The organism is Flavobacterium sp. LC2016-13, assembly GCF_009707955.1.
Classification (GTDB): Bacteria; Bacteroidota; Bacteroidia; order Flavobacteriales; family Flavobacteriaceae; genus Flavobacterium.
Genome location: NZ_WMDQ01000005.1, coordinates 1 through 23,844 on the forward strand (window position 1 = coordinate 1; position 23,844 = coordinate 23,844).

Sequence of the window (23,844 nt, forward strand, 5' to 3'; positions counted from 1 at the left end):
ATTTTGCAGATTAAATAGATTTTTTACACACAGAATCTGCTGAATCTGCAAAATCTGCGAGAAAAAATAATTCGTGAATTCGTGGCTAACTTTTTTAAACAGTTTTAAAATAAATAATTCGTGGAAATTAGTGTAATTCGTGGCAAACCTTTTTTAAATTTGAAATAACTAAAAAACCAGAAAAATGAAAATTGTAAAATGGGGAATTATAGGCTGTGGAAATGTAACCGAAGTTAAAAGCGGTCCTGCTTTTCAAAAAGCTCCAAATTCAGCATTAGTAGCCGTAATGCGAAGAGACGCTGCACTTGCCGAAGATTACGCCAAACGTCATAATGTTCCTAAATGGTATTCTAACGCGGTTGATTTAATTAATGATCCTGAAGTTGACGCCGTTTATATTGCTACTCCTCCATCTTCTCACAAGGAATATACGATTTTATGCGCCAAAGCCGGAAAACCGGTCTATGTTGAAAAACCAATGGCATTGACATTTGAAGAATGCAACGAAATGATCAGCGTTTGTAAAGAACACAACGTTCCGCTATTTGTTGCTTATTACAGAAGAAGTTTACCTCGATTTTTAAAAATAAAAGAACTTATCGATCAAAATAAAATTGGAACTGTCAGACACGTAAATTGCGTTTTATACCATCCTTTTGAAGAAAGATATGATGACGAAATCAATTTGCCGTGGACGGTTTTACCGCATATTTCAGGCGGCGGAATTTTTGTTGATCTGGCTTGTCATACTTTAGATTTTCTTGACTTTGTTTTAGGTCCGATTAAGTCTGTTCGCGGACATGCAAGTTCGCAACTTAAAGCTTATCCGGCCGAAGATTCGGTTTCGATGTCGTTTTTATTTGAGAACGGAATTCACGGAACGGGTTTATGGAATTTTGCCAGTTTTGAACGTTATGACAATACTGAAATTGTAGGTGATAAAGGTAAAATCTCGTTTTCGACTTTCGGAAATGATCCAATTCATGTTCAATATACAAATGGAGAAAAAGAAAGTTTTACAATTGAAAATTCACTTCATATTCAACAGCCTTTTATCGAAACTGTTGTTGCAGAACTTTTGGGCAATGAAGGATTTTCTCCATCAAAAGGAATTTCAGGCGCAAGAACGACTTGGGTTATTGATGAAGTTTTGAAAGAGTTTAGGCATTCGAAATAGTTTTTTTGTGTCATTCCGACGAAAGGAGAAATCACATAACGCTGAAACGCACTGTTGGTGAATATTGGATGTGATTTCTCCTTCGTCGAAATGACACAACAGCACATAAAAAAAGAGGATATTCTAACGAATATCCTCTTTTTTAAACTATAAATTCTTTAGAATTATAGGCTGTATTTAAGACCAAAAGTCAAACCTAAACCTGAAATTCCAACGTAAGAACTAATATCATCAGTTGCTCTTGTATTATCAAAACCAGCTGCGTTAGTTACTTTACTGTTTGAAGTAGTATTAATTTGATCTACATATTTAGTATGGCTTGCAGAATATGATGCATCTGGACGGAAAGCTGTAGGTGTATTTAATTTATCTACACCATTTTCAGTATATATTTCTGTTTCTTTTGTTTTTCCGTGTACAGTAAAATTACGGTACTCTAATTCAGCAAAAAGAGAAATATGTGTTCCTAATTTATAAGATGTTCCTAAAGCTGCAGTAAATCCAACTGTTGGGTTTGGTTTAATAACATCTTTTGAATAAGTTTCTGTTTTCCCTGCAGGATTTGTATATGTTCTAGTAGTTTCAATGTCTAATGTTCCGTGAACAGGAACGATAACTCCAACTTTAGTATAAGGCTCAAAACCATGAGTTTCTCCTAAAAACAAAACGATTGCAGGAGCAATATCATAAGCTTCAAGTTTCCCTACAGCTTTACCAGTTGCAAAAGTTGGTCCTGCTGCTACTAATCTATTTGTAGTTTCAACCATAGTTTTATTTGCACTGTTAAAATAATTAAATCCTAACTCAACACCTAAACGTGGTGTAAAACGATATCCGGCAGTTAAACCTGAACGGAATCCTTGTCCAAAAGAACCATGATTAGTTTCTCTAGAAACTAAAGTCGTACCGTCTGCAGCATAAACATCTGTATTAGGCAATGCACCTGATACAGTTGGAAATTCAGCAGCAGCAGTTTGGATGAAATATGATCCCCCTAATTTAAAATACCAGCTTTCTTGTTTTTCTGTTTTTTCAGTTTGCGCCATTGTAACTAAAGAGCAAACTAATAATCCTAATAAAAATAGGTTCTTTTTCATAATTCTGATTTTAATTGTTTTAATACAAACTTAGATCATTTTAACATATTCTTCTAGTTTGCTTTGTTAGACTTCGTACGAAAACGTTGTAATTTCGAGCAATATTACTAAAAAACTATTATGCATGCATAATTTTAACACTAAAAAAATGCATTCTTTTAAATTTTAACTGTTAAAATTTAATTCAGTTTAAAATTAACCTGCAATTTTTCTAATTCCTGCAATAACTCTGCAGATATTTTAACTTTTAACCTTCGACTAGGCATGGTTAATTTGGTTACAACCTTGATTTCTTCTACCTCTTTGACTTCCTGCATTTTAGTTTCGGCAGCTAAAGATTCGCCATCATCGTTATCATTTTCTTCATCAACAAAAACAGCATCTTCTGTTTCTTCAAATTCGTTAGTCGTTTCTACTTCAACCAAACGTTTTATTTTTTCTAATTCCATGATCTCAAACGTAACCGAATTATCTCCTTTATTATCATTAAATAAATGACTTAATTTATGAATAAATTCTGTTTGCAAATCTTGTATGTTTAATAACACCACTAGCTTTTTAGCAAAGGCCTCTAATATATCCTGCAATTGTCTTATTTCAACAAATTGCATTCTTGGATCAGATTTTTTTCCTGTATCATGGTTTACCCATCCGTCTTTTATCAGGATTTTCAGGAATGCAAAATTATTCTGAATCAAGAAATGGCGGAACTTTAAATATTCTTCACCAAAAATCTTAAACTCAAAACTTTCATCATAACCTTCTAAATTAAATACAGCCCAGCCTTTTCCATTTTTTGCTACACGGTGTTGTACATTATTGATGATTCCTGCAAAAGTCAGGTTTTTACCCACATACAAATCCATACTTTTTAAAACCTCTAATCTTGCATTGCAGAAGTATTTCATCTCAAATCTAAAATCATCGAGAGGATGCCCGGAAAGGTAAATTCCAACAACTTCTTTTTCTTTGGCAAGCTTTTCCATTGTGCTCCAGTCTTCACACGGAGGCACAATTGGTTCGGCAATTTGTACTTCGCTGGTTTCTCCAAACAAACTTACCTGTGATGAATTTTCGTTTTCCTGAAATTTCGATCCGTAACGCATTGCTTTTTCATAAAAAGTAATTCCGTCACCATCATCATGAAAATATTGTGCTCTTGTAGTTCCTTCAAACGAGTCGAAACCACCGGCAAGCGCTAAGTTTTCAATTGCTTTTTTATTGGCTGCACGCAAATCGATACGTTTTGCCAAATCAAAAATCGATTTATATCTTCCGTCTTTTCTACATTCTACAATAGTTGCAACAGCTCCGGAACCCACACCTTTAATAGCGCCCATTCCAAAACGAACAGCGTAATTATCATTTACAGTAAATTTATAAAATGACTCATTTACATCCGGTCCTAAAACCTGTAAGCCCATTCGTTTACATTCTTCCATGAAAAATGATACCTGTTTAATATCATTCATATTATTCGAAAGAACCGCCGCCATATATTCTGCCGGATAATGTGCTTTTAAATAGGCCGTTTGGTACGCAATCCAGGCATAACAAGTCGAGTGCGATTTGTTGAAGGCATAACTTGCAAATGCTTCCCAGTCTTTCCAGATTTTCTCTAAAACCTTTGCATCATGCCCTTTTGCCGACGCTTGTTCGACAAATTTAGGTTTCATTTTATCAAGAACGTCTTTTTGTTTCTTACCCATCGCTTTACGCAAAACGTCGGCTTCACCTTTTGTAAAGTCAGCCAGCGATTGTGACAAAAGCATTACCTGCTCTTGGTAAACGGTAATTCCGTATGTTTCTCCCAAATATTCTTCGCAGGCATCTAAATCGTATTTGATTTCTTCATCACCATTTTTTCTTCGAACGAAAGAGGGAATATATTCTAAAGGTCCCGGACGATAAAGAGCATTCATCGCAATTAAATCTCCAAAAACCGTTGGCTTTAGATCCTTCATATATTTTTGCATTCCGGGTGACTCGTATTGGAAGATCCCAACCGTTTCTCCTCTTTGAAAGAGCGCATAAGTTTCAGTATCATCAATTGGAAATGTATCCGGATCTAAATCAATTCCGGTTCTGTATTTTACCAGTTTTACGGTATCTTTTATCAACGTAAGAGTCTTCAGACCCAAGAAGTCCATTTTAAGCAATCCTGCACTTTCAGCAACCGAGTTATCAAACTGTGTTACATATAAATCAGAATCTTTTGCGGTGGTAACGGGAACGAAATTCGTAATATCCGATGGCGTAATAATTACACCACAGGCGTGAATTCCGGTATTTCGCATTGATCCTTCCAGAATTTTTGCCTGTTGAATTGTTTCTCCCGCCAAATCATCTTCATTGGCAATGGCAATCAATTCTTTTACATTATCAAATTCGTCAGATCGAAGGGCTTTTTTAACCTCATCTTCACTTTCAGAAATAAAACGCGCCAAATTCCATTTTGACGGCATCATTCCCGGAATCAGTTTTGCAATTCTATCGGCTTCAAACAACGGTAAATCCAATACACGCGCCGTATCACGAATCGCAGATTTGGTTGCCATTTTACCATAAGTAATAATCTGCGCAACCTGATTTTTTCCGTATTTATTAATTACATATTCCATTACACGACCACGACCTTCGTCATCAAAATCGATATCAATATCGGGCATCGATACACGGTCAGGATTAAGGAAACGCTCAAAAAGCAAATCGTACTTAATCGGGTCAATATTGGTAATTCCGAGGCAATATGCAACGGCAGAACCCGCAGCAGATCCACGCCCTGGCCCTACGGAAACATCCATATTTCTGGCTTCAGCGATAAAATCCTGAACAATTAAAAAGTAACCGGGATATCCTGAATTTGAGATGGTCAATAACTCAAAATCTAAACGTTCCTGAATAGATTCTGTAATTTCTCCGTATCTTTTTGCTGCACCAACCATTGTAAGGTGTCGCAGGTATTTATTTTCACCTCGAACACCACCATCAGCTTCATCTTCAACAACTACAAACTCTTCCGGAATATCAAATTTAGGAAGCAATACATCTCGGTAAAGCGAATATCCTTCAACCTTGTCTACAATTTCCTGAATATTAATAATTGCGTCAGGCAAATCAGAAAAGAGTTTTTTCATCTCTTCTTCAGACTTATAATAGTATTCCTGATTTGGTAAACCGTAACGATATCCACGACCACGACCAATTGGCGTAGCTTGTTTTTCACCATCTTTTACACACAACAAAATGTCGTGCGCATTGGCATCTTCTTTATTTAAATAATAAGTATTATTTGTCGCAATTAATTTGACATTGTGTTTTTGCGAAAATTCAATCAGGGTTTTATTTACACGATTTTCATCTTCCTGATTATGGCGCATTACTTCAAGATAAAAGTCATCGCCAAATTGTTCTTTCCACCAAATCAAAGCTTCTTCCGCTTGGTTTTCACCGATGTTCAGAATTTTACTCGGAATTTCTCCGTATAAATTCCCGGACAAAACCATAATATCTTCTTTATACTTCTCGATAATTTTTCGGTCAATTCTCGGAACATAATAAAATCCGTCCGTAAAAGCGATCGACGACATTTTTGCCAAATTGTGATAGCCTTTTTTGTTTTTGGCCAATAGTACAACCTGATTTCCGTTGTCTTTTTTACTTTTATCTAAATGGTTGTCACAAATATTAAATTCGCAACCCACGATTGGTTTTATCTCTGTTTCTGTTGGCTCTTCTCCGGCTTCAACTAAAGCTTTATTTTTTCCGGATGCTGCTTTGTTATGGTTCATGACCGCACTCACGAAGTGAAATGCACCCATCATGTTTCCGGTATCGGTCATCGCAACTGCGGGCATTCCGTTTTTGGCTGTAGCCGAAACTATGTTGCCAATTCCGATCGTGGATTGAAGCACCGAAAACTGCGTATGATTATGTAAATGCGCATATTTTGCCGCTTTAAAATCTTCTCTATCAGAATGTGAAACTGTAGTTTGTTTCTCATTAGATTCTAAAGCTTTTAATTGCTCTCTGATTTTATCAGAAGCGGCTTTTAAATTGATATGTTTTAAACCAATTAACGGAAATTCCTGCGGGTTTCTATCTTGGAATTCCTTAAAATAATCCTTCGGAACATCCAGTTCTTCTTTGGTAAAAACCTCTCTTCTAATTAATTCTAAGAAACAACGCGTAGTTGCCTCAACGTCGGCAGTTGCGTTGTGCGCTTCTGCAAACGGTTTATTAAAAAGATAACTATGTAATTCTGTTAATGTTGGAAGTTTGAATTTTCCTCCACGACCTCCTGGAAGTTGTAATAATGAAGCTGTAACTTCGGTACAAGTATCTAAAACAGGCATTGAACTCATTGGAGAATCGACACCCATTCTATGAAATTCGGCTCCCATAATATTAACGTCGAAACCTAAATTCTGACCAACGATAAACTTGGTTTTACTTAGCGCAATATTGAATTTCTCCAAAACTTCTTGCAAAGTAATTCCATCGGCTTCAGCCAATTCGGTTGAAATTCCGTGAATACGTTCAGCGTCATACGGAATATTAAATCCGTCAGGTTTTACCAAATAATCCTGATGTTCGATCAATTTTCCCATTTCGTCATGAAGCTGCCATGCGATCTGAATACAGCGAGGCCAGTTATCAGAATCGGTTATTGGAGCATCCCAGCGTTTTGGTAATCCGGTTGTTTCGGTATCGAATATTAAATACATAGAGTGAAAATACAAAAATTAAGCTCCAAATCCCAAGTTTATCCAATATAAATATCTGATTATATGGAGTATAAAAAACCGCTTTGTAAATTATGGAGGAAGTTCAAATTTACACTTTTTTTACAGAAATAATAAAGCGAAAGTTGTTAATTAAAATCATTTTTATCATCTGTATTTACTTATAAAAGTAATCAAATTCCCTTTTTTAATCCCAAAAAAATCGATTATTCATTTTGGATACTCATTAGACCAAAATGAACACTTTTAAGCTGCACTGTATCCTGAACTTTGCTTCATCAAATTATAACAATTAAAAAAATAATAATCATGAAAACAATTTTTATCACAGGCGCATCATCAGGTTTAGGAAAAGCAACCGCAAAATTATTTCAAGCAAAAGGATGGAATGTAATTGCAACAATGAGAACTCCAGAAAAGGAAACGGAGCTTTCTCAATTAAAAAATGTAACCCTTTTACCTTTGGATGTAACCAATTATGACCAAATACAAAGCACGGTTCAAAAAGCTATAGAATTAAGCGACATTGATGTTGTTTTTAATAATGCCGGTTATGGCTTGATTGGTCCTTTAGAGAGTTTTAACGACGATCAAATCACGAAACAATTAAATACTAATTTGTTGGGAACTATTCGTGTAACGAATGCTTTTATTCCGTATTTCAGAGAAAAAAGAAACGGATTGTTTATTTCAACTACTTCTATTGGCGGCTTGATTTCTTTTCCTTTAGGATCTGTATACCACGCAACAAAATGGGGATTAGAAGGCTGGAGTGAAAGTATGGCGTTTGAATTAAATCAATTTGGAATAAATATTAAAACAGTTTCTCCGGGCGGTATTAAAACTGAATTTTTGCATGGTTCGCTTGACACAGGCGTTAAACCAGAATATGAAGCAATGGCAAACAAAATGTTTGAAAATGTAGATGTAATGTTTGAAATGGCATCAACTGCAGAACAAATTGCCGATGTGGTTTATGAAGCTGCTACCGACGGAAAAATTAAACTAAGATATGTAGCGGGAGAAGACGCAAAAGCACTTTACCAACAAAGATTGGAACAAGGTGACGAAGTTTTTCGTGCTTCATTTGGTAAACAATTTTTGGGAGCTTAATTTATTACTAATACCGTTCAGGTTTTGATAATCTGTTCGGTATTAGTTTTGAAATTTTTATACTTTTATATTATGGAAAAGAAAAACAATAATCCGGCAAAAATTTCCTCTATATCGCAATTTCATAGTTTATTGAGACTGCCAAAACCGCTTCATCCTATGATAAGTTTGGTCGATAATACTCAACTTGTTATAAATGCTGATTTAACTAACAACCATTTTTTGCTCGATTTTTATAAAATATCTTATAAATTTTCGACCAATGGAAAAATGGGTTATGGTCAGGGTTATTATGATTTTAATGAAGGTGGATTAATGTTTACTTCTCCCAATCAATTGATTTTTACGGATAATGAAGAAGGAATTGAATACCATGGTTATACGCTGCTTTTTCATCCGGACTTTATTAGAAATTATCCTTTAGGCAAGACCATCAAAAAATATGGTTTCTTTTCATACGATACCAATGAAGCGCTACATCTTTCTGACAGTGAGAAAACAACTATCATCGGTTTATTAACTAGCATTGATAATGAGCTTCACACGGCAATAGACGAAATGAGCCAGGATGTTATTGTTTCCTATATTGATGTTTTGCTTAATTATAGTAATCGTTTTTACAAACGCCAATTCATTACCAGAAAAACAATTAGCAGTGATTTATTGCTAAAAGTAGAAGAAACGCTGGATAATTATCTCAATAATGCTGAAACGCTAAAAAGAGGATTACCTACAGTAGACTTTCTTGCTTCACAAATTAATGTTTCTACGCATTATCTGAGCGACATGCTTCGGAATTTAACCGGCCAAAATGCGCAACAACATATTCATTCAAAACTAATAGAAAAATCAAAAGACTTCCTTATAAGCACAAATCTTTCGGTAGCAGAAATAGCTTATCAATTGGGCTTTGAATATCCTCAGTCTTTCAGTAAACTATTTAAAAAGAAGACAAACTTAACTCCATTAGAGTTTAAAAATTCTCTGAATTAGTCTTTTAAAAATTTCTCTTCAAAAATCATTTTTCAATTTAAAATTCATAAAAATTGATAAAAATACACTTCTTGGATGTCGTAGTATTTTGATCGTTTATTGAATCTAAATAACGATCAAAAAGCCCATTTAAAAGCATTCAAAAATCAACAATCCAGCCTTTTCAAAAAGAAATCAAAACTGTCAATTATTACTATTTTTATTCGTTTTGTTACATATTTTTAAAACAAAAACCTCGTTTTGTATCAATTTTAAGATAAATTTGCCAACTATTGAAATTAAAAGCAATTGAAATAAAATTAAACAGAAAAAGAAAAGTAAAAGCAATTTTTGATTCATTTTAAAACCAAAACCGATCCTGCAAAATGCAAAATACAATTTGTATTTTAGTTTGGGTATCGTATATAATGGAATATTGAAATTTATGCTTTTGTATCTTTTTTTACTTTTGTTTTGCTAATATAAATGAGCAGGAAATTGCTTTGGTTACAGAATTACAATTAAAAAAAATAAAAAATGAGTAAGACATTATTTGACAAAGTATGGGATTCACATGTAGTGCGTAAAATTGAAGATGGACCAGATGTGTTTTTTATTGATCGTCATTTCATTCATGAAGTTACGAGTCCTGTTGCTTTTTTAGGATTAAAAGCCAGAGACGTTAAGGTTTTATACCCGGAACGTACTTTTGCAACTGCAGATCACAATACACCAACTATAAACCAACATTTACCTGTTGAAGATGCTTTATCAGCAAATCAGCTTAAAGCGCTTGAAGATAATGCTGCCGAATACGGAATTTCGCACTGGGGATTAGGTCATATTAAAAACGGAATTGTACACGTAGTGGGTCCTGAAAACGGAATTACTTTGCCTGGTGCTACTATTGTATGTGGTGATTCGCATACGTCTACTCACGGTGCTTTTGGAGCGATTGCTTTTGGTATCGGAACTTCTGAGGTTGAAATGGTACTTTCTACACAATGTATCATGCAGCCTAAACCAAAGAAAATGCGTATTAACGTAAACGGCCAATTGAGCAAAGGTGTTGGTCCAAAAGACGTTGCGCTTTATATTATTGCCCAGTTAACTACTTCTGGAGGAACAGGATATTTTGTTGAATATGCTGGTGATGTTTTTGAAAACATGACTATGGAAGGCCGTATGACGGTTTGTAATTTAAGTATCGAAATGGGTGCTCGTGGAGGAATGATTGCTCCTGACCAAACTACTTTTGATTTCCTTGAAGGAAGATTATATGCTCCAAAAGGAGAAGCCTGGACAAAAGCTGTTGAATATTGGAAAACTCTTAAAACGGATGCTGATGCGGTTTTTGATGCTGAATTAAACATCAAAGCTTCAGACATTGAACCAATGATTACTTATGGTACTAATCCAGGAATGGGAATTGGTATCTCAAAACATATTCCAAACGCCAACCAAGTTGAAGGCGGAGAGGAAACGTACAAAAAATCGTTAGCTTATATGGGCTTCCAGGAAGATGATGTGATGATTGGAAAACCAATTGATTACGTTTTCTTAGGAAGTTGTACAAACGGTCGTATTGAAGATTTTAGGGCTTTCGCCGAAATTGTAAAAGGAAGAAAAAAAGCAGATAATGTAACCGCTTGGTTAGTTCCGGGTTCTCACGTTGTTGAAGCTCAGATTAAAGAAGAAGGTATTTTAGATATTCTGACAGAAGCTGGTTTTGTATTACGTCAGCCGGGTTGTTCTGCATGTTTAGCAATGAACGATGATAAAGTTCCTGCTGGAAAATATGCAGTAAGTACTTCAAACAGAAACTTTGAAGGCCGTCAGGGTCCTGGCTCAAGAACATTATTAGCAAGCCCGATTATGGCTGCCGCTGCTGCTGTTACAGGAAAACTAACAGACCCGAGAGAGCTTTTTTAAAGCGCCTTAAGCTTTAGGCTTTAGGCCTTAAGCAAAAAAAACAATACGAAATAAACGCTGTGCAAAAAGCTTAAAGCATAAAGCCTATAGCTTAAAGCAAAAAACAGCCTAAAGAAAAAAACAATGGCATACGATAAATTTAATATACTTACCAGCAGTGCAGTGCCACTGCCAATTGAGAACGTAGATACAGATCAAATTATTCCGGCTCGTTTCCTGAAAGCTACAAAACGTGAAGGTTTTGGAGATAATCTTTTTAGAGACTGGAGATATAACGGAGATGATTCTCCAAAAGCTGATTTCGTTTTAAACGATTCAACTTATAGCGGAAAAATTCTTGTTGGAGGAAAAAACTTCGGTTCAGGATCTTCAAGAGAACACGCTGCGTGGGCAGTTTACGATTACGGTTTTAGAGCTGTGGTTTCAAGTTTCTTTGCAGATATCTTTAAAGGAAACTGTTTAAATATTGGTGTTCTTCCGGTTCAGGTAAGTCCTGAATTTGCTGACATCATTTTTAAAGCAATTGAAGCTGATCCTAATACGCAATTAGAAATCAACTTGCCAAACCAAACAATTACTTTATTGGCAACTGGTCAATCTGAACCTTTTGCGATTAACGGATACAAAAAGAACAATATGATTAATGGCTTTGATGACATTGATTATCTACAAAATATTAAAGAAGATATTGTGGCTTTTGCCGATAAACTTCCGTACTAAAAAAAATCTTGTTCAATCTATTAGACCCGACAGGTTTTTGAAACTTGTCGGGTTTTTCTAAATTAAATGAGAAAAAACAGAACGCGGATAAAACAGATTTACTTTCGCAAAAGCGCGGATTGATAGGGATTTTTTTAGTTATTGAATATAAAAAATCCGTTTTTATCAGCGTCTTCGCAAAGCGAATCCGTAAAATCAGCGTCAAAATTAAAACAAGGATATCAATAAAATCCAACGTTAGAAATTACAATATCAATATGGAAAAAAGAAAAATTGAAATAATGGATACGACGCTTCGTGATGGTGAACAAACCTCAGGAGTATCATTTTCTGCTGCAGAAAAACTAACCATTGCGCAATTGTTGTTGGAGGAATTAAATATTGATAGAATCGAAATTGCTTCGGCTCGTGTAAGCGAAGGAGAATTTCAAGCTGTAAAAGGGATTACCAACTGGGCTGAAGAAAGAGGTTATATTAACAGAATTGAAGTGTTATCGTTTGTTGACGGAGGCGTTTCGATAGAATGGATGAAAAAAGCGGGTGCCAAAGTACAAAATTTGTTGACTAAAGGCTCAATGAATCACTTAACACATCAATTAAAAAAAACTCCTGAACAGCATTTTTCCGAAATTGCTCAAATCATTGCTTTAGCACAGGAAAATAATATTGAAACTAATGTTTATCTGGAAGATTGGAGCAACGGAATGCGAAATTCTCCCGAATATGTGTTTCAATTTTTAGATTTTCTGTCAACACAACCTGTTAAAAGAATTTTACTTCCTGATACTTTAGGCGTTTTAATTCCGTCTCAGGCTTTTGAGTTTATTTCTAAAATAAGAGTAAAATATCCGACCATTCATTTTGATTTTCACGCACATAACGATTACGATTTAAGTGTCGCTAACGTTATGGAAGCTATAAAAGCCGGCATAAATGGACTTCATGTTACGGTAAACGGAATGGGTGAACGCGCCGGAAACGCGCCGCTTGAAAGTACTGTTGCCGTTATAAACGATTATCTGCCAGAAGTAAGCATCAACATCAAAGAAACTTCTTTATATACTGTTAGTAAACTGGTAGAGACTTTTACCGGATATAGAATCCCTGCCAACAAACCAATTGTTGGAGATAATGTTTTTACACAAACTGCAGGAATCCACGCTGACGGAGATAATAAAAACAATTTATATTTTAATGATTTGCTTCCGGAACGCTTTGGAAGAAAACGAAAATATGCTTTAGGAAAAACTTCGGGCAAAGCCAATATCGAAAAAAATCTTCAGGAATTAGGTTTAAAATTAAATCAGGAAGATTTAAAATTGGTTACTCAGAGAATTATAGAATTGGGCGACAAAAAAGAAACGGTTACTAAAGAAGATCTTCCGTACATTATTTCAGATGTTTTGGACAGTCACACTTATCAAGATAAAATTATTATCGAATCGTACGTGCTAATGCACTCAAAAGGAATGCGCCCATCAACCACTTTATTATTGAAAATTGATGACGAAATCATCGAAGAAAATGCTCAGGGAGACGGTCAGTTTGATGCTTTTATGAATGCTTTATCAAAAATTTACAAAAGCAAAAAACTAACGCTTCCAAAATTGATTGATTACGCCGTAAGAATTCCACCAGGAAGTAGTTCTGACGCTTTGTGCGAAACGATTATCACCTGGGTAAACAACGGAAAAGAATTTAAAACAAGAGGATTAGATTCAGATCAAACTGTTGCAGCGATTATTGCAACACAGAAGATGTTGAATGTGATTACAGATTAGAGGTACAAAGGTTCAAAGAGACAAAGGCACAGAGGTTTTAAACACTGTCCTAAAACTTTGAACCTTTGAACCTTTGACACTATGAACCTTAAAATAATAAATACCTAAATAATGAAATTTAACATAGCCCTTTTAGCAGGAGACGGAATTGGTCCTGAGGTAATAAATGAAGCCGTAAAAGTATCTGATGCTATTGCAAAAAAATTCAATCACGAAATAACATGGACACCAGCTTTAACCGGAGCTGCTGCAATTGATGCCGTTGGAGTTCCTTATCCTGATGAAACTCACGAAGTTTGCATGAAAGCCGATGCTGTTTTGTTTGGAGCAATTGGTCACCCAAAATATGATAATGATCCAAGTGCACCAGTTCGTCCGGAACAAGGATTATTATTAATGCGTAAAAAATTAGGGTTGTTTGCAAACGTTCGTCCAACGTTTACATTTCCTTCTTTAATTGATAATTCTCCTTTAAAAAGAGAAAGAATCGAAGGAACCGATTTAGTTTTCTTAAGAGAATTAACTGGTGGAATTTACTTTGGAGAAAAAGGAAGAAGAGACGGCGGAGAAACGGCTTTTGACAATTGCGTTTATACAAGAGCAGAAGTTCAGCGTTTAGCTAAAAAAGGTTTTGAATTGGCTATGACACGTAGTAAAAAATTATGCTGCGTTGATAAAGCAAATGTTTTAGAAACTTCACGTTTATGGAGAGAAACGGTTCAGGCAATGGAAAAAGATTATCCGGAAGTTACTGTTTCTTACGAATTTGTAGATGCTGTGGCTATGCGTTTAGTTCAATGGCCAAACTCATATGATGTATTAATTACAGAGAACTTATTTGGAGATATCTTAACGGATGAAGCTTCTGTAATTTCTGGTTCAATGGGATTAATGCCTTCTGCATCTGTTGGAGAGCATACTTCTTTATACGAACCAATTCACGGATCTTATCCACAGGCAACAGGATTAAATATTGCTAATCCGTTAGCGACTATTTTATCTGCAGCAATGATGTTCGAAGATGCTTTTGGTTTAAAAGCCGAAGCCGAAGCTATCAGAGCAGTTGTAAACAAATCTTTAGAACAAGGAGTTGTTACAGAAGATTTAGCTGTAAAAGAATCAAAAGCATACAAAACCAGCGAAGTTGGAGATTGGCTTGTAGCGAATTTATAGTTTTAGTTAATTTTGTTTCAGGTTTCAAGTTTCAGGTTATTGGAACGTGAAACTTGAAACAATTTTAAACAAAAAAAGGGATCAACTTTCGTTGATCCCTTTTTTTGCATGTATCCCTCTAAGCATCTTTATTAAATCATCTTTTTGTTTATTCTCTTCGATAAGTTGTTTTATTTCATCAATTATTTTATCAGAAAAAAGATTAATTATCTCATTGCCATTTATGCTTTTTTCTAACTTTTGCATACCCTGTATTTGCTTTTCACTTTCAATAAAAAAACAAAAATCCTTCTGAAAATAAGCACAGATTTTATACATCAATAAAAAATCAATTTTTTTTGTCTTGCTATTCTCAATCTTAGATAACTCACTTTGCGAAATATTCAATTCACTAGCCAATAAATGTTGTGACAAATCTCTTTGCTCTCTAAGTTTTTTTATTTTAAATCCTATCATAACATCTACAAATTTCGATTAGTTAAAAATGAATACATAATATTCTTTTTCGAATCTAAAATAAAACATTTTCTTGTAATATTTGTCTTAATTAAATTATTAAAAATTTAAAAAAACATTTTATGAAAAAATTATTATTCCTTTTATTTATGATCTCTTTTATTAGTTGCAGTACTGATGAAATATCTAAAAATCCAAATGCTGTTGAAAAAGAAAAACCTACAAATGTTCTTGAAGAACAAAAATCTACAGCAGAAAATACTAGCACTAAAAAAAATAGTTTATCCTCAACTTCCCAAACTACGAGTTTTAGTCCATTTACAATTTATAGATTTTGGGACGGATCTTCCAGACACTTATATCCTAGAAGAATGGATTATGCACTTGAAGGCGTTTTAGGTATGTATCCTGTTTATGAGGGTATACTAGGAACTGTTAATACAGGTGGTTCCGTACCATTATATCTTTTTAAAAGGTATAGTGATGGTAAACCTCTATGGTCAATTAATCCGAATGAAACAAACAACAGTAGTGATTGGCAAAATCTAGGTCATGTAGGATACGTAAGAAACTCTTCAGATGGAAAACCAGTATATCGATATTTTAATAAAAATGGAGAGGATCATTTTTACACTCAATCTTTCAGTGAACTTGGAAATGGAGCGAACGGATATGTACTTGAAGGCATTGCTTTTTACATGTAAATCTTGTGTTCCTCATAATTCAAAAATATAGTTATAGTCAAATGTGATTTTCAACAAAAGCTATTTAAAAAATTATGTCTCTTTTTGCAATTCCCAAAACATCACTGCAAGGAGATTATAACAAAAAAAGGGATCAACTTTCGTTGATCCCTTTTATATATTTAGAAAAAAATATTAATATCCTCCTCTGTTACCACCACGGTCATTTCCACCACGGTTTCCTCCACCATAACCTCCGCGTGAATCTCCACCGCGACTGTTATTGTTGAAGCTTCTTCTTTCGCCTTCTGGTTTTGGTTCAGATTTATTAACCACAATTGCACGACCTTGAACAGTAGCTCCGTTCAATTCATCAATTGCTTTTTGAGCTTCCGCATCGTTTGGCATCTCTACGAAACCAAAACCTTTGCTTCTTCCAGTAAATTTATCTGTAATAATTTTAACTGAATCTACTGCTCCGTAAGCCTCGAAAGACTCTCTTAAATCTGCTTCCTCAATACTGAATGGAAGGCTTCCAACAAAAATGTTCATATGTACTTATTTATAATAATGTAGCAAATGTAATCTTATTTTTCTCTAATCTACTATATATTAGTTTATTTATGTTTTTATTTTGATTTGAAAAAAGCAATTTAACAAAACTAATCTATTAACGAATCAAATTATAAATAATGTACGATCGGGCTAAACTCAACCGGAATTTTATAGAAAACCCCTTCTGTGAAATTAACTTTTAGATTTTGCGTATCACTTTCGTCAACATTTCGTGCATTAAACTTAAATGTACCCGAAATAGTGCCGGTTTCAGTATTATAATCTGTAATCACAATTTGTCCATTTCCAATATTTGTTCCGGTTGTAAACTCAGCTGCTTCTGACTGATTTCCATCCGAATAAAATGCTTTCGAAGTATTGTCAACACCAAGAATATAGGTTCTTTGAGTTGAAGATGCTGTTTGAAGTTTTACAGTTTCAAATCCTAAATATCCTTCAACGATTATTTTTCCGTCTCCGTCAAGGTATGCTCTATACGTTTGAGCTCTCCAAAAAACATTATCTTTTAAAGTTTGAAATGCAGGGTTATTGAATTTTACATCTTCAGTACAAGAAGAAAGTAAAAAGAGCGTCATTATAAACGACATACATTTTTTCATATTGTGGTATTTAAAACATGATTTAGGCAAAAGTATCTCATTTGAAGAAATAAATAAAATTTACCTCATAAAACGACTCTTTTTAAGACAAAAACAGATCAATGTTTATTTATAATGATTTGAATGTACAATTCAGAAAAAAATTATATCTTTGCGCCCTTAATTAACAGAGGTCGAGTACCTCAAAATTTAATCATACGATTATGTCAGTAAAAATTAGATTACAAAGACACGGTAAAAAAGGAAAACCTTTTTACTGGGTTGTAGCTGCAGATGCACGCTCAAAAAGAGATGGTAAATACTTAGAGAAAATCGGTACTTACAATCCAAATACTAACCCGGCAACTATCGACTTAAACCTTGATAGTGCAGTTAAATGGTTACACAATGGTGCACAACCAACTGATACTGCAAGAGCAATTCTTTCTTACAAAGGTGCTTTATTGAAACACCACCTTGATGGAGGTATTCGTAAAGGAGCTTTAACTCAAGAACAAGCTGATGCTAAATTAGCTGCTTGGTTAGAAGCTAAATCTGGAAAAGTTGATGCTAAAAAAGACGGTTTAACAAAAGCGCAAGCTGATGCTAAAGCTAAAGCTTTTAAAGCAGAACAAGAAGTTAATGCTAAACGTTTAGCTGCTGCAGCTCAGGCTGAAGCTGATGCTATCGCTGCTGCAACTCCTGCAGTTGAAGAAGAAGTAACTGAAGTTGAAGCGGAAGCTGCTACTGAAGAAGCTCCTGCTGCTGAAGAAAATAACGAAACAACTGAAGCATAATTTTAGCTAGCGAGAATGCGTAAAGAAGAATGTTTTTATTTAGGTAAAATCGCTAAAAAATTTAGTTTCAAAGGTGAAGTTCTGGCTTATTTAGACACGGACGAACCTGAGTTATACGAAAATCTGGAATCAGTGTTTATTGAATGCAATAAACACTTGGTTCCTTTTTTTATTGAAAAAAGTTCATTGCACAAAAATGATTTTTTAAGAATCCGTTTTGAAGACATGAATACCGAAGAAGATGCAGATGCCATTATGGGTAATGCTATTTATCTTCCTTTAAATATGTTGCCAAAACTTTCTGGTAACAAATTTTACTTCCATGAAGTTATTGGTTTCGAAATCGAAGACCAACGCGTAGGTGTTTTTGGAAAAATTGTTGCCGTTAACGATACTACTGCACAACCCCTTTTTGAAGTTTTAAATGGTGAAGTCGAAATGTTAATTCCGATGATTGATCATTTTCTTGTAAAAATTGACCGTGATAATAAAAAGGTTATCATGAATCTGCCTGAAGGATTGGTGGAAATGTACTTATAAAAGTTAATTTGGCTAATCGATTATTTGTTTAATCGAAAATCAAAACTTTGTTATTTTATCACAGAAAATCAAAAATCAGCACTCGTTAATCATAAATCTTAAATTCTTCTGATGTTTCAATTCAAACAATTTTCAGTTCTACAAGACAAAACTGCTATGAAAGTAGGAACAGATGGTGTTTTATTAGGTGCCTGGGCTCCGGTAAATCATAATCCGTTTAGTGTTTTGGATATTGGTGCGGGAACGGGAATTATTGCTTTGATGCTGGCTCAGCGAACTCATGCAGAACAAATTGATGCTCTTGAAATTGATGAAGATGCTTATGAGCAAGCTGTCGGAAATTTCGAAAATTCTCCTTGGGGCGATCGCTTATTTTGTTTTCATGCGGGTTTGGATGAATTTATAGATGAACCGGAAGACGAATACGATTTGATTGTTTCTAATCCTCCTTTTTATTCTGAAGATTACAAAACCGAAAATGAACAACGTGATTTAGCGCGTTTTCAGGACGCTATGCCTTTTGAAGAATTAATTGAAGCAGCTGATTTATTACTTTCAGAAAATGGAATATTTGCCGTAATTCTTCCATTCAAAGAAGAAGAGAATTTCATTGCTTTAGCAAAAGAGTCTGAATTATATCCAACAAAAATTACACGTGTAAAAGGAACTCCAACTTCTTTAATTAAACGCAGCTTATTGGCTTTTAGCCGAAATGAAAATCCTGAAATTGAAATCGATGAATTAACAATCGAAATCGACAGGCACATATATACTCCGGATTATATTGAATTGACTAAGGATTTTTATTTAAAATTTTAATTTTAACATAGAGAGAAAGCCACAGCTCCCTCTCTATAACTTATTATATAATTATCTTTGGCAGCACCAGCTTCCCGGATATTGTACAGGATAAACTCCTCCACAAGTTGGACTTGGATTCACACAATAGCCTGTTGCATCAGAATATCTCGAATCTCCTCCTTTTATTGATTTTTGTTCTTTTTCAGTTAACTTTTCAACCCCTTGTAAGTTCAAAACTTTTTTTAACATAATTTAAAATTTATACATTTGTTAATAACTCAATCATTTTTAGACACTTGAGTCTTATGTCTACTCTTGCGCAAGAATATCTTAATTCGTTTTAGAATTATAGAAAAAAGAGCCATTCAACGGGGGAGTTGAAAATTAAAATGACATAAAAATGTTAGCCTATGTGAGAAGTGATTTCTTCTTTTATTTACAAAATCAGCACACAATCATCCGTTATAATAAATGAGTTATAACAAAACCACCATCAAAGCAATTATGTAAAACTAACCTTATAAAGATAAATATTGATCTTTTAAATTGAAGGAAAAAAGAAGTTAATTAGAAACATTTTTTTACTAATTTGTTAAATTAAAAATTGGCAAAAAAAATGAAGCTTTAAATTATTAGAATAATGCTAAACTTGTTCAAAAATACTTTTAAACTGATATAAAATTCTTTCGAGCAAACGTAAATCTTCGGTTACAATTTCGGCGCTTCCTTTCATTTCCTGTTGAAATAGAATTTGTTTCTTATACGAAGTTTTTAATCCGTTTGGAAGCGCAACATCCAATAACAAATTTCCATCTTTGTCCGGAACCAAAGAAATATTTTGAATTTTACCATATAAAACTCCAAATTCTCTATCTGGAAAATTTGACAAGCGTATATTCACTTTTTGTCCTACTTTTATTTTTCCGGAATTCAGTGCCGGCGCTTTTACTTTGCCCACAAAACCATTTTTAGCATCTGGGATAATAGAAAACACATTATCGCCGGAATTTATCGTTTGATTTTCTGTCCAGACCTGCAAAAAAGTAACAACACCACTGACTGATGATTTTAACGTATAATTCAATTCCCAGTCTTTTATCACTTTTTTAAGCTGATAAAATGATTGTGCCATATTGCGTCCTAAATTTACCTCTTCTTTAGTGCTATTTATATGGGAATTCTGACTTGATTTTGTATTATCGATCAAAGACGACCTTAATTGAGAAATAGACGATAAAAGACTCTTATAATTCTTCTGTGCCTGTAGATAAGTTAGTTTTTTAGCTTCCATTTCCTGAGTCGAAACAATTCCTTTATTAAAAAGCGTTTCAAAACGGGCAACTTCATTTTTTTGAAGCTGTAATTCGCTTTCATTGATTAGTTTTTGCTGTTGCAGAATATCCAATCTTTCTTTTATTTGAATATTTTCAGAACTCTGAGCCCTGTTCTCTACTTCAAAAGGCTGTAAATCTTTGTTTAATTCATGTGCCTGATAATCTTTTTGAAAAACAGCGTAAGCACTTTCTATTTCTCCTAATTGTGCATTTTTGAGCAAAGCAAACGGAAAATCTTTTTTTGAATCATTTACAGAATAACTATCAACTATTCTTTTTAATAAAAAAACATCATTGTAATTAGCCGTGTTTTCAATAATAGCCAATGTTGTGTTTTTTTCTATTATTGCTTTATTTTTTACCAAAATGGCTTCAATTCGGCCTGAGGTTTTAGAAACTATTTTTTCTGGCGGAATGTTGGTCGTAATCACAATTTCTGTATTGACCACATCCGGATATTTAATAAACCAGGAAACAAAAAATAGCATAAAAATGATCACGAAAATCAAAACTGTTCCCCAACGTATCATCCAGTGTGGTACTTTGGTGAGAATGTCCTGAACTTCTTCACTTCTTAATTCGAATGTAGTATTATCGTCAGCCATGATTAATTTCCTAATTGTAATTGATTTCTAACCAGCTCAAAATAATTCCCTTTTTGTTCTACTAAAGCAGAATGAGAACCGATTTCGATAATTTTTCCTTTGTCTAAAACCACAATCTGGTCTGCATTCATAACCGTGCTTAAACGATGTGCAATAACAACAACTGTTTTATCTTTAAAGAAAATATCCAGTTTGCGCATAATTTCTCTTTCATTATTGGCATCTAAAGCGGATGTGGCTTCATCAAAAAATAATATTTCAGGGTTTTTATAAACAGCCCTTGCTATAAGTAAACGTTGTTTTTGTCCGCTGCTCATTCCTAAACCTTCTGCACCAATTTTTGTATTATACCCGAGCGGTAAACCACTTATATATTCTTTTATATTCGCTACATCTGCAGCATAAACCAATCGCTCTTTGTCTACTTTATCAACTCCAATGGCAATATTATTGGCAATTGTATCACTAAAAATAAAACCTTCCTGCATTACGGCCCCAATATTGGATCGCCATGCTTTTTGAGAAATATTTTTCAAATGTGTATTTCCAATATTAATTTCACCACTATTGGGTTCATAAAATTTAAGCAACAATTTCATAAGTGTCGTTTTTCCGCTTCCGCTAACGCCTACTATTGCGGTAACTTTATTGGCAGGAATTATTAAACTTAAATTTTCCAGAACAGGAACATCAGATCCTAAATAACGATACGAAATATTTTTTATATCGATATCCGTATCATACGGAACATCACTAGTTTGATGGACTTCTTGTTGTGTTTCATCTTCTTTTTCATGAATTTCAGATAATCTTGCCAATGATATTTTTGCATCCTGAAGTTCTCGTACAAACTCAATAAGTTGTGTAATTGGCCCGTTTAAACTTCCTACGATCGAACTTATCGCCAACATCATACCCAGTGTGATGGAACCATCAATAACTAATTTGGCGGAAAGAAATATGATGAAAATATTTTTTAATTCATTTATTACAGAAGAACCTATTGTTTGGGTTTGTTCTAAAATCAATCCTTTTATCGAAACCCTAAATAATCTTGCCTGAACATATTCCCAACCCCAGCGCTTTTGCTTTTCGGCATTATGGAGCTTTATTTCCTGCATTCCGTTAATGAGTTCCATTACTTTGCTTTGCTCTTGAGAAACCTCTGCAAAACGTTTATAATCGAGAACTTCTCTTCTTTTTAAAAACAAAGTAATCCAGCCAAAATAAAATATACTTCCGACGAAAAACACTAAAAATATCTGAATATTAAAGTACGCCAAAACGCCTCCCATAACTATCATGTTGATCACAGAAAACAAAACGTTTAATGAAGATGTGGTAAGAATTCTTTCGATTCTACGATGATCATTAATTCTTTGCATAATATCACCTGTCATGCGAACATCAAAAAATGAAATGGGCAGATTCATTAATTTAATGAAGAAATCAGAGATCAGCGATATATTTATTCTTGTAGAAAGATGTAATAATATCCAGCTTCTGATAAGCTCTAAACCTGTTCTTCCTGCAAAGAGAAATAATTGCGCAAAAAGAATCAGATAAATAAAATGTATATTTTGGTTTTGTATCCCAATATCAACAATACTTTGAGTCAAAAAAGGAAAAATCAGCTGCAACAAAGTACTTGCCAAAAGTCCAATACTTAATTGAACCAAAAATGATTTGTATCTCAGGACATATTGAGACAACAATCCAAATCCTATACCTTTTTTATCTTCTTTATCAAATTCAGTCTGAAAGAATTTTGGTGTTGCTTCAACCAATAATGCAATTCCTTCCTGAGTAGATTCACCAGCATTATTTCCTATCCATAATTTGATGAATTCTTTTTTGGTATACTCAATTAACCCAAAAGCAGGATCAGAAACGTAATAAATTCCTTTTTTGATTTTATAAAGTACTACATAGTGATTTTGATTCCAATGCAGAATACAAGGTAATGGTGCTTCTTCTAATCTTTTTGCATTTAATTTAACCCCTAAAGTCCTGAAACCAATTTTCTCTGCAGCGTCGCTCAAAAAAAGCAAATTACTTCCTTCACGAGTTGTTTCGCTAGTATCTCGCAACTCCTGAATATGAATCGTTTTCCCGTAATGTTTAGCTATTATTTTTAAACATGTAGGTCCACAATCCTTATGATCTGCCTGTCTGTAATTGGTGAATTTTTTCAATTCTTAATTGGTTTATTTTATAGCAATATTATACAAAAATTCTTAAAAAATGAATACAGTTGTTAAAATATCCAAATGAAAATTTTTGATTTAATTAATTTTGTTTATTTCAAACAACACATATTTTCAAAACCTGAGATACACTTTAATCACTTTTAGATTTTATATATAAAACAGAATTTTTTATCGAAACAGAAAAGCTTTGCTAAACAAATAGCAAAGCTTTTATTATTATTTCAATTCTATGGGCAATAGCGTTCTTTTTCCTAATTGATTATCTTTAAGACACTTAAAACTCTATTTAACCTATTTAATTTCTAAGAATCTAAAGGACAATTGTGATCAATAACACCTCCGCAACCTTCGCCGTCCATAACGATACCAGCAAAAGTACCATCAGGACAATAACAAGCTACGGGACCTCCTCCTCCTATTAAACTTTTTTGCTCATTTTTACTCAAAACCTCAACTCCTTTTAAATTTTTTAAACTTTTCATGATTTGTTTTGTTTTTGTTTGATATTAAATTAGTGCTTTAACAAGATAGATTACTTAATTACAGTCCTATCT

General features: G+C 33.9%; 20 protein-coding genes. 11 read left to right on the forward strand and 9 right to left on the reverse strand.

Annotated elements, in window-relative coordinates:
* The first annotated feature begins 184 nt into the window (after positions 1 to 184).
* Positions 185 to 1,177: a Gfo/Idh/MocA family protein gene (locus GKZ86_RS11645; RefSeq protein ID WP_154783293.1), complete on the forward strand. Its 993-nt coding sequence runs from the start codon at positions 185 to 187 to the stop codon at positions 1,175 to 1,177.
* 164 nt (positions 1,178 to 1,341) lie between these two features.
* On the opposite strand, the gene GKZ86_RS11650 is transcribed toward GKZ86_RS11645, so the two are convergent.
* Both GKZ86_RS11650 and dnaE read right to left on the reverse strand, forming a co-directional pair.
* Positions 1,342 to 2,274 carry an outer membrane beta-barrel protein gene (locus GKZ86_RS11650; RefSeq protein ID WP_154783294.1) on the reverse strand — a complete coding sequence of 311 codons (933 nt, stop codon included), beginning with the start codon at positions 2,272 to 2,274 and terminating at the stop codon, positions 1,342 to 1,344.
* 179 nt (positions 2,275 to 2,453) lie between these two features.
* Positions 2,454 to 7,001 (reverse strand): DNA polymerase III subunit alpha, encoded by a 4,548-nt coding sequence (dnaE, locus tag GKZ86_RS11655; RefSeq protein WP_154783295.1) that lies wholly within the window; start codon positions 6,999 to 7,001, stop codon positions 2,454 to 2,456.
* 327 nt (positions 7,002 to 7,328) lie between these two features.
* Here dnaE and GKZ86_RS11660 point away from each other — a divergent pair, with 327 nt between their 5' ends.
* From GKZ86_RS11660 to leuB, 6 genes are all read left to right on the forward strand, one after another.
* A complete protein-coding gene (locus tag GKZ86_RS11660; RefSeq protein WP_154783296.1) occupies positions 7,329 to 8,132 on the forward strand; it encodes an SDR family oxidoreductase in 804 nt (267 codons plus the stop codon).
* 72 nt (positions 8,133 to 8,204) lie between these two features.
* Positions 8,205 to 9,125 (forward strand): AraC family transcriptional regulator, encoded by a 921-nt coding sequence (locus tag GKZ86_RS11665; RefSeq protein WP_154783297.1) that lies wholly within the window; start codon positions 8,205 to 8,207, stop codon positions 9,123 to 9,125.
* A gap of 516 nt (positions 9,126 to 9,641) precedes the next feature.
* The gene (gene leuC / locus GKZ86_RS11670; RefSeq protein ID WP_154783298.1) at positions 9,642 to 11,036 is read left to right on the forward strand and encodes a 3-isopropylmalate dehydratase large subunit; all 1,395 of its coding nucleotides are present in this window, start codon (positions 9,642 to 9,644) and stop codon (positions 11,034 to 11,036) included.
* Positions 11,037 to 11,159: 123 nt separating this feature from the next.
* Positions 11,160 to 11,756: a 3-isopropylmalate dehydratase small subunit gene (gene leuD, locus GKZ86_RS11675; RefSeq protein ID WP_154783299.1), complete on the forward strand. Its 597-nt coding sequence runs from the start codon at positions 11,160 to 11,162 to the stop codon at positions 11,754 to 11,756.
* A 257-nt stretch (positions 11,757 to 12,013) separates the two neighbouring features.
* A complete protein-coding gene (locus tag GKZ86_RS11680; RefSeq protein ID WP_154783300.1) occupies positions 12,014 to 13,537 on the forward strand; it encodes an alpha-isopropylmalate synthase regulatory domain-containing protein in 1,524 nt (507 codons plus the stop codon).
* A gap of 111 nt (positions 13,538 to 13,648) precedes the next feature.
* The gene (gene leuB / locus GKZ86_RS11685; protein WP_154783301.1) at positions 13,649 to 14,710 is read left to right on the forward strand and encodes a 3-isopropylmalate dehydrogenase; all 1,062 of its coding nucleotides are present in this window, start codon (positions 13,649 to 13,651) and stop codon (positions 14,708 to 14,710) included.
* Between the two features lie 81 nt (positions 14,711 to 14,791).
* Here the strand turns inward: leuB and GKZ86_RS11690 are convergent, their stop codons facing one another.
* Positions 14,792 to 15,166 carry a helix-turn-helix transcriptional regulator gene (locus GKZ86_RS11690; protein ID WP_154783302.1) on the reverse strand — a complete coding sequence of 125 codons (375 nt, stop codon included), beginning with the start codon at positions 15,164 to 15,166 and terminating at the stop codon, positions 14,792 to 14,794.
* A 149-nt stretch (positions 15,167 to 15,315) separates the two neighbouring features.
* Between GKZ86_RS11690 and GKZ86_RS11695 the strand changes: the two genes are divergently transcribed.
* On the forward strand, positions 15,316 to 15,870 hold the full coding sequence (locus GKZ86_RS11695; RefSeq protein WP_154783303.1) for a hypothetical protein: 555 nt from the start codon (positions 15,316 to 15,318) through the stop codon (positions 15,868 to 15,870).
* A 174-nt stretch (positions 15,871 to 16,044) separates the two neighbouring features.
* On the opposite strand, the gene GKZ86_RS11700 is transcribed toward GKZ86_RS11695, so the two are convergent.
* Positions 16,045 to 16,401: an RNA-binding protein gene (locus GKZ86_RS11700; protein ID WP_035686525.1), complete on the reverse strand. Its 357-nt coding sequence runs from the start codon at positions 16,399 to 16,401 to the stop codon at positions 16,045 to 16,047.
* A 131-nt stretch (positions 16,402 to 16,532) separates the two neighbouring features.
* Positions 16,533 to 17,024 carry a DUF6252 family protein gene (locus tag GKZ86_RS11705; protein ID WP_154783304.1) on the reverse strand — a complete coding sequence of 164 codons (492 nt, stop codon included), beginning with the start codon at positions 17,022 to 17,024 and terminating at the stop codon, positions 16,533 to 16,535.
* A gap of 203 nt (positions 17,025 to 17,227) precedes the next feature.
* Here GKZ86_RS11705 and GKZ86_RS11710 point away from each other — a divergent pair, with 203 nt between their 5' ends.
* The 3 genes from GKZ86_RS11710 to GKZ86_RS11720 all read left to right on the forward strand — a co-directional run bounded on the left by GKZ86_RS11710 (position 17,228) and on the right by GKZ86_RS11720 (position 19,159).
* Complete coding sequence (locus tag GKZ86_RS11710; protein WP_154783305.1) at positions 17,228 to 17,800, forward strand: 30S ribosomal protein S16; 573 nt, start codon at positions 17,228 to 17,230, stop codon at positions 17,798 to 17,800.
* Between the two features lie 15 nt (positions 17,801 to 17,815).
* Complete coding sequence (rimM, locus tag GKZ86_RS11715; protein ID WP_154783306.1) at positions 17,816 to 18,340, forward strand: ribosome maturation factor RimM; 525 nt, start codon at positions 17,816 to 17,818, stop codon at positions 18,338 to 18,340.
* Positions 18,341 to 18,451: 111 nt separating this feature from the next.
* On the forward strand, positions 18,452 to 19,159 hold the full coding sequence (locus GKZ86_RS11720) for a tRNA1(Val) (adenine(37)-N6)-methyltransferase (protein ID WP_154783307.1): 708 nt from the start codon (positions 18,452 to 18,454) through the stop codon (positions 19,157 to 19,159).
* 51 nt (positions 19,160 to 19,210) lie between these two features.
* Here the strand turns inward: GKZ86_RS11720 and GKZ86_RS11725 are convergent, their stop codons facing one another.
* From GKZ86_RS11725 to GKZ86_RS11740, 4 genes are all read right to left on the reverse strand, one after another.
* The gene (locus GKZ86_RS11725) at positions 19,211 to 19,390 is read right to left on the reverse strand and encodes a hypothetical protein (protein WP_154783308.1); all 180 of its coding nucleotides are present in this window, start codon (positions 19,388 to 19,390) and stop codon (positions 19,211 to 19,213) included.
* A 394-nt stretch (positions 19,391 to 19,784) separates the two neighbouring features.
* Positions 19,785 to 21,080, reverse strand: coding sequence for an HlyD family secretion protein (locus GKZ86_RS11730; RefSeq protein ID WP_154783309.1), 1,296 nt, complete (start codon positions 21,078 to 21,080; stop codon positions 19,785 to 19,787).
* A 2-nt stretch (positions 21,081 to 21,082) separates the two neighbouring features.
* Positions 21,083 to 23,275 carry a peptidase domain-containing ABC transporter gene (locus tag GKZ86_RS11735; protein ID WP_154783310.1) on the reverse strand — a complete coding sequence of 731 codons (2,193 nt, stop codon included), beginning with the start codon at positions 23,273 to 23,275 and terminating at the stop codon, positions 21,083 to 21,085.
* Between the two features lie 317 nt (positions 23,276 to 23,592).
* On the reverse strand, positions 23,593 to 23,772 hold the full coding sequence (locus GKZ86_RS11740; protein WP_154783311.1) for a hypothetical protein: 180 nt from the start codon (positions 23,770 to 23,772) through the stop codon (positions 23,593 to 23,595).
* Positions 23,773 to 23,844 lie beyond the last annotated feature (72 nt).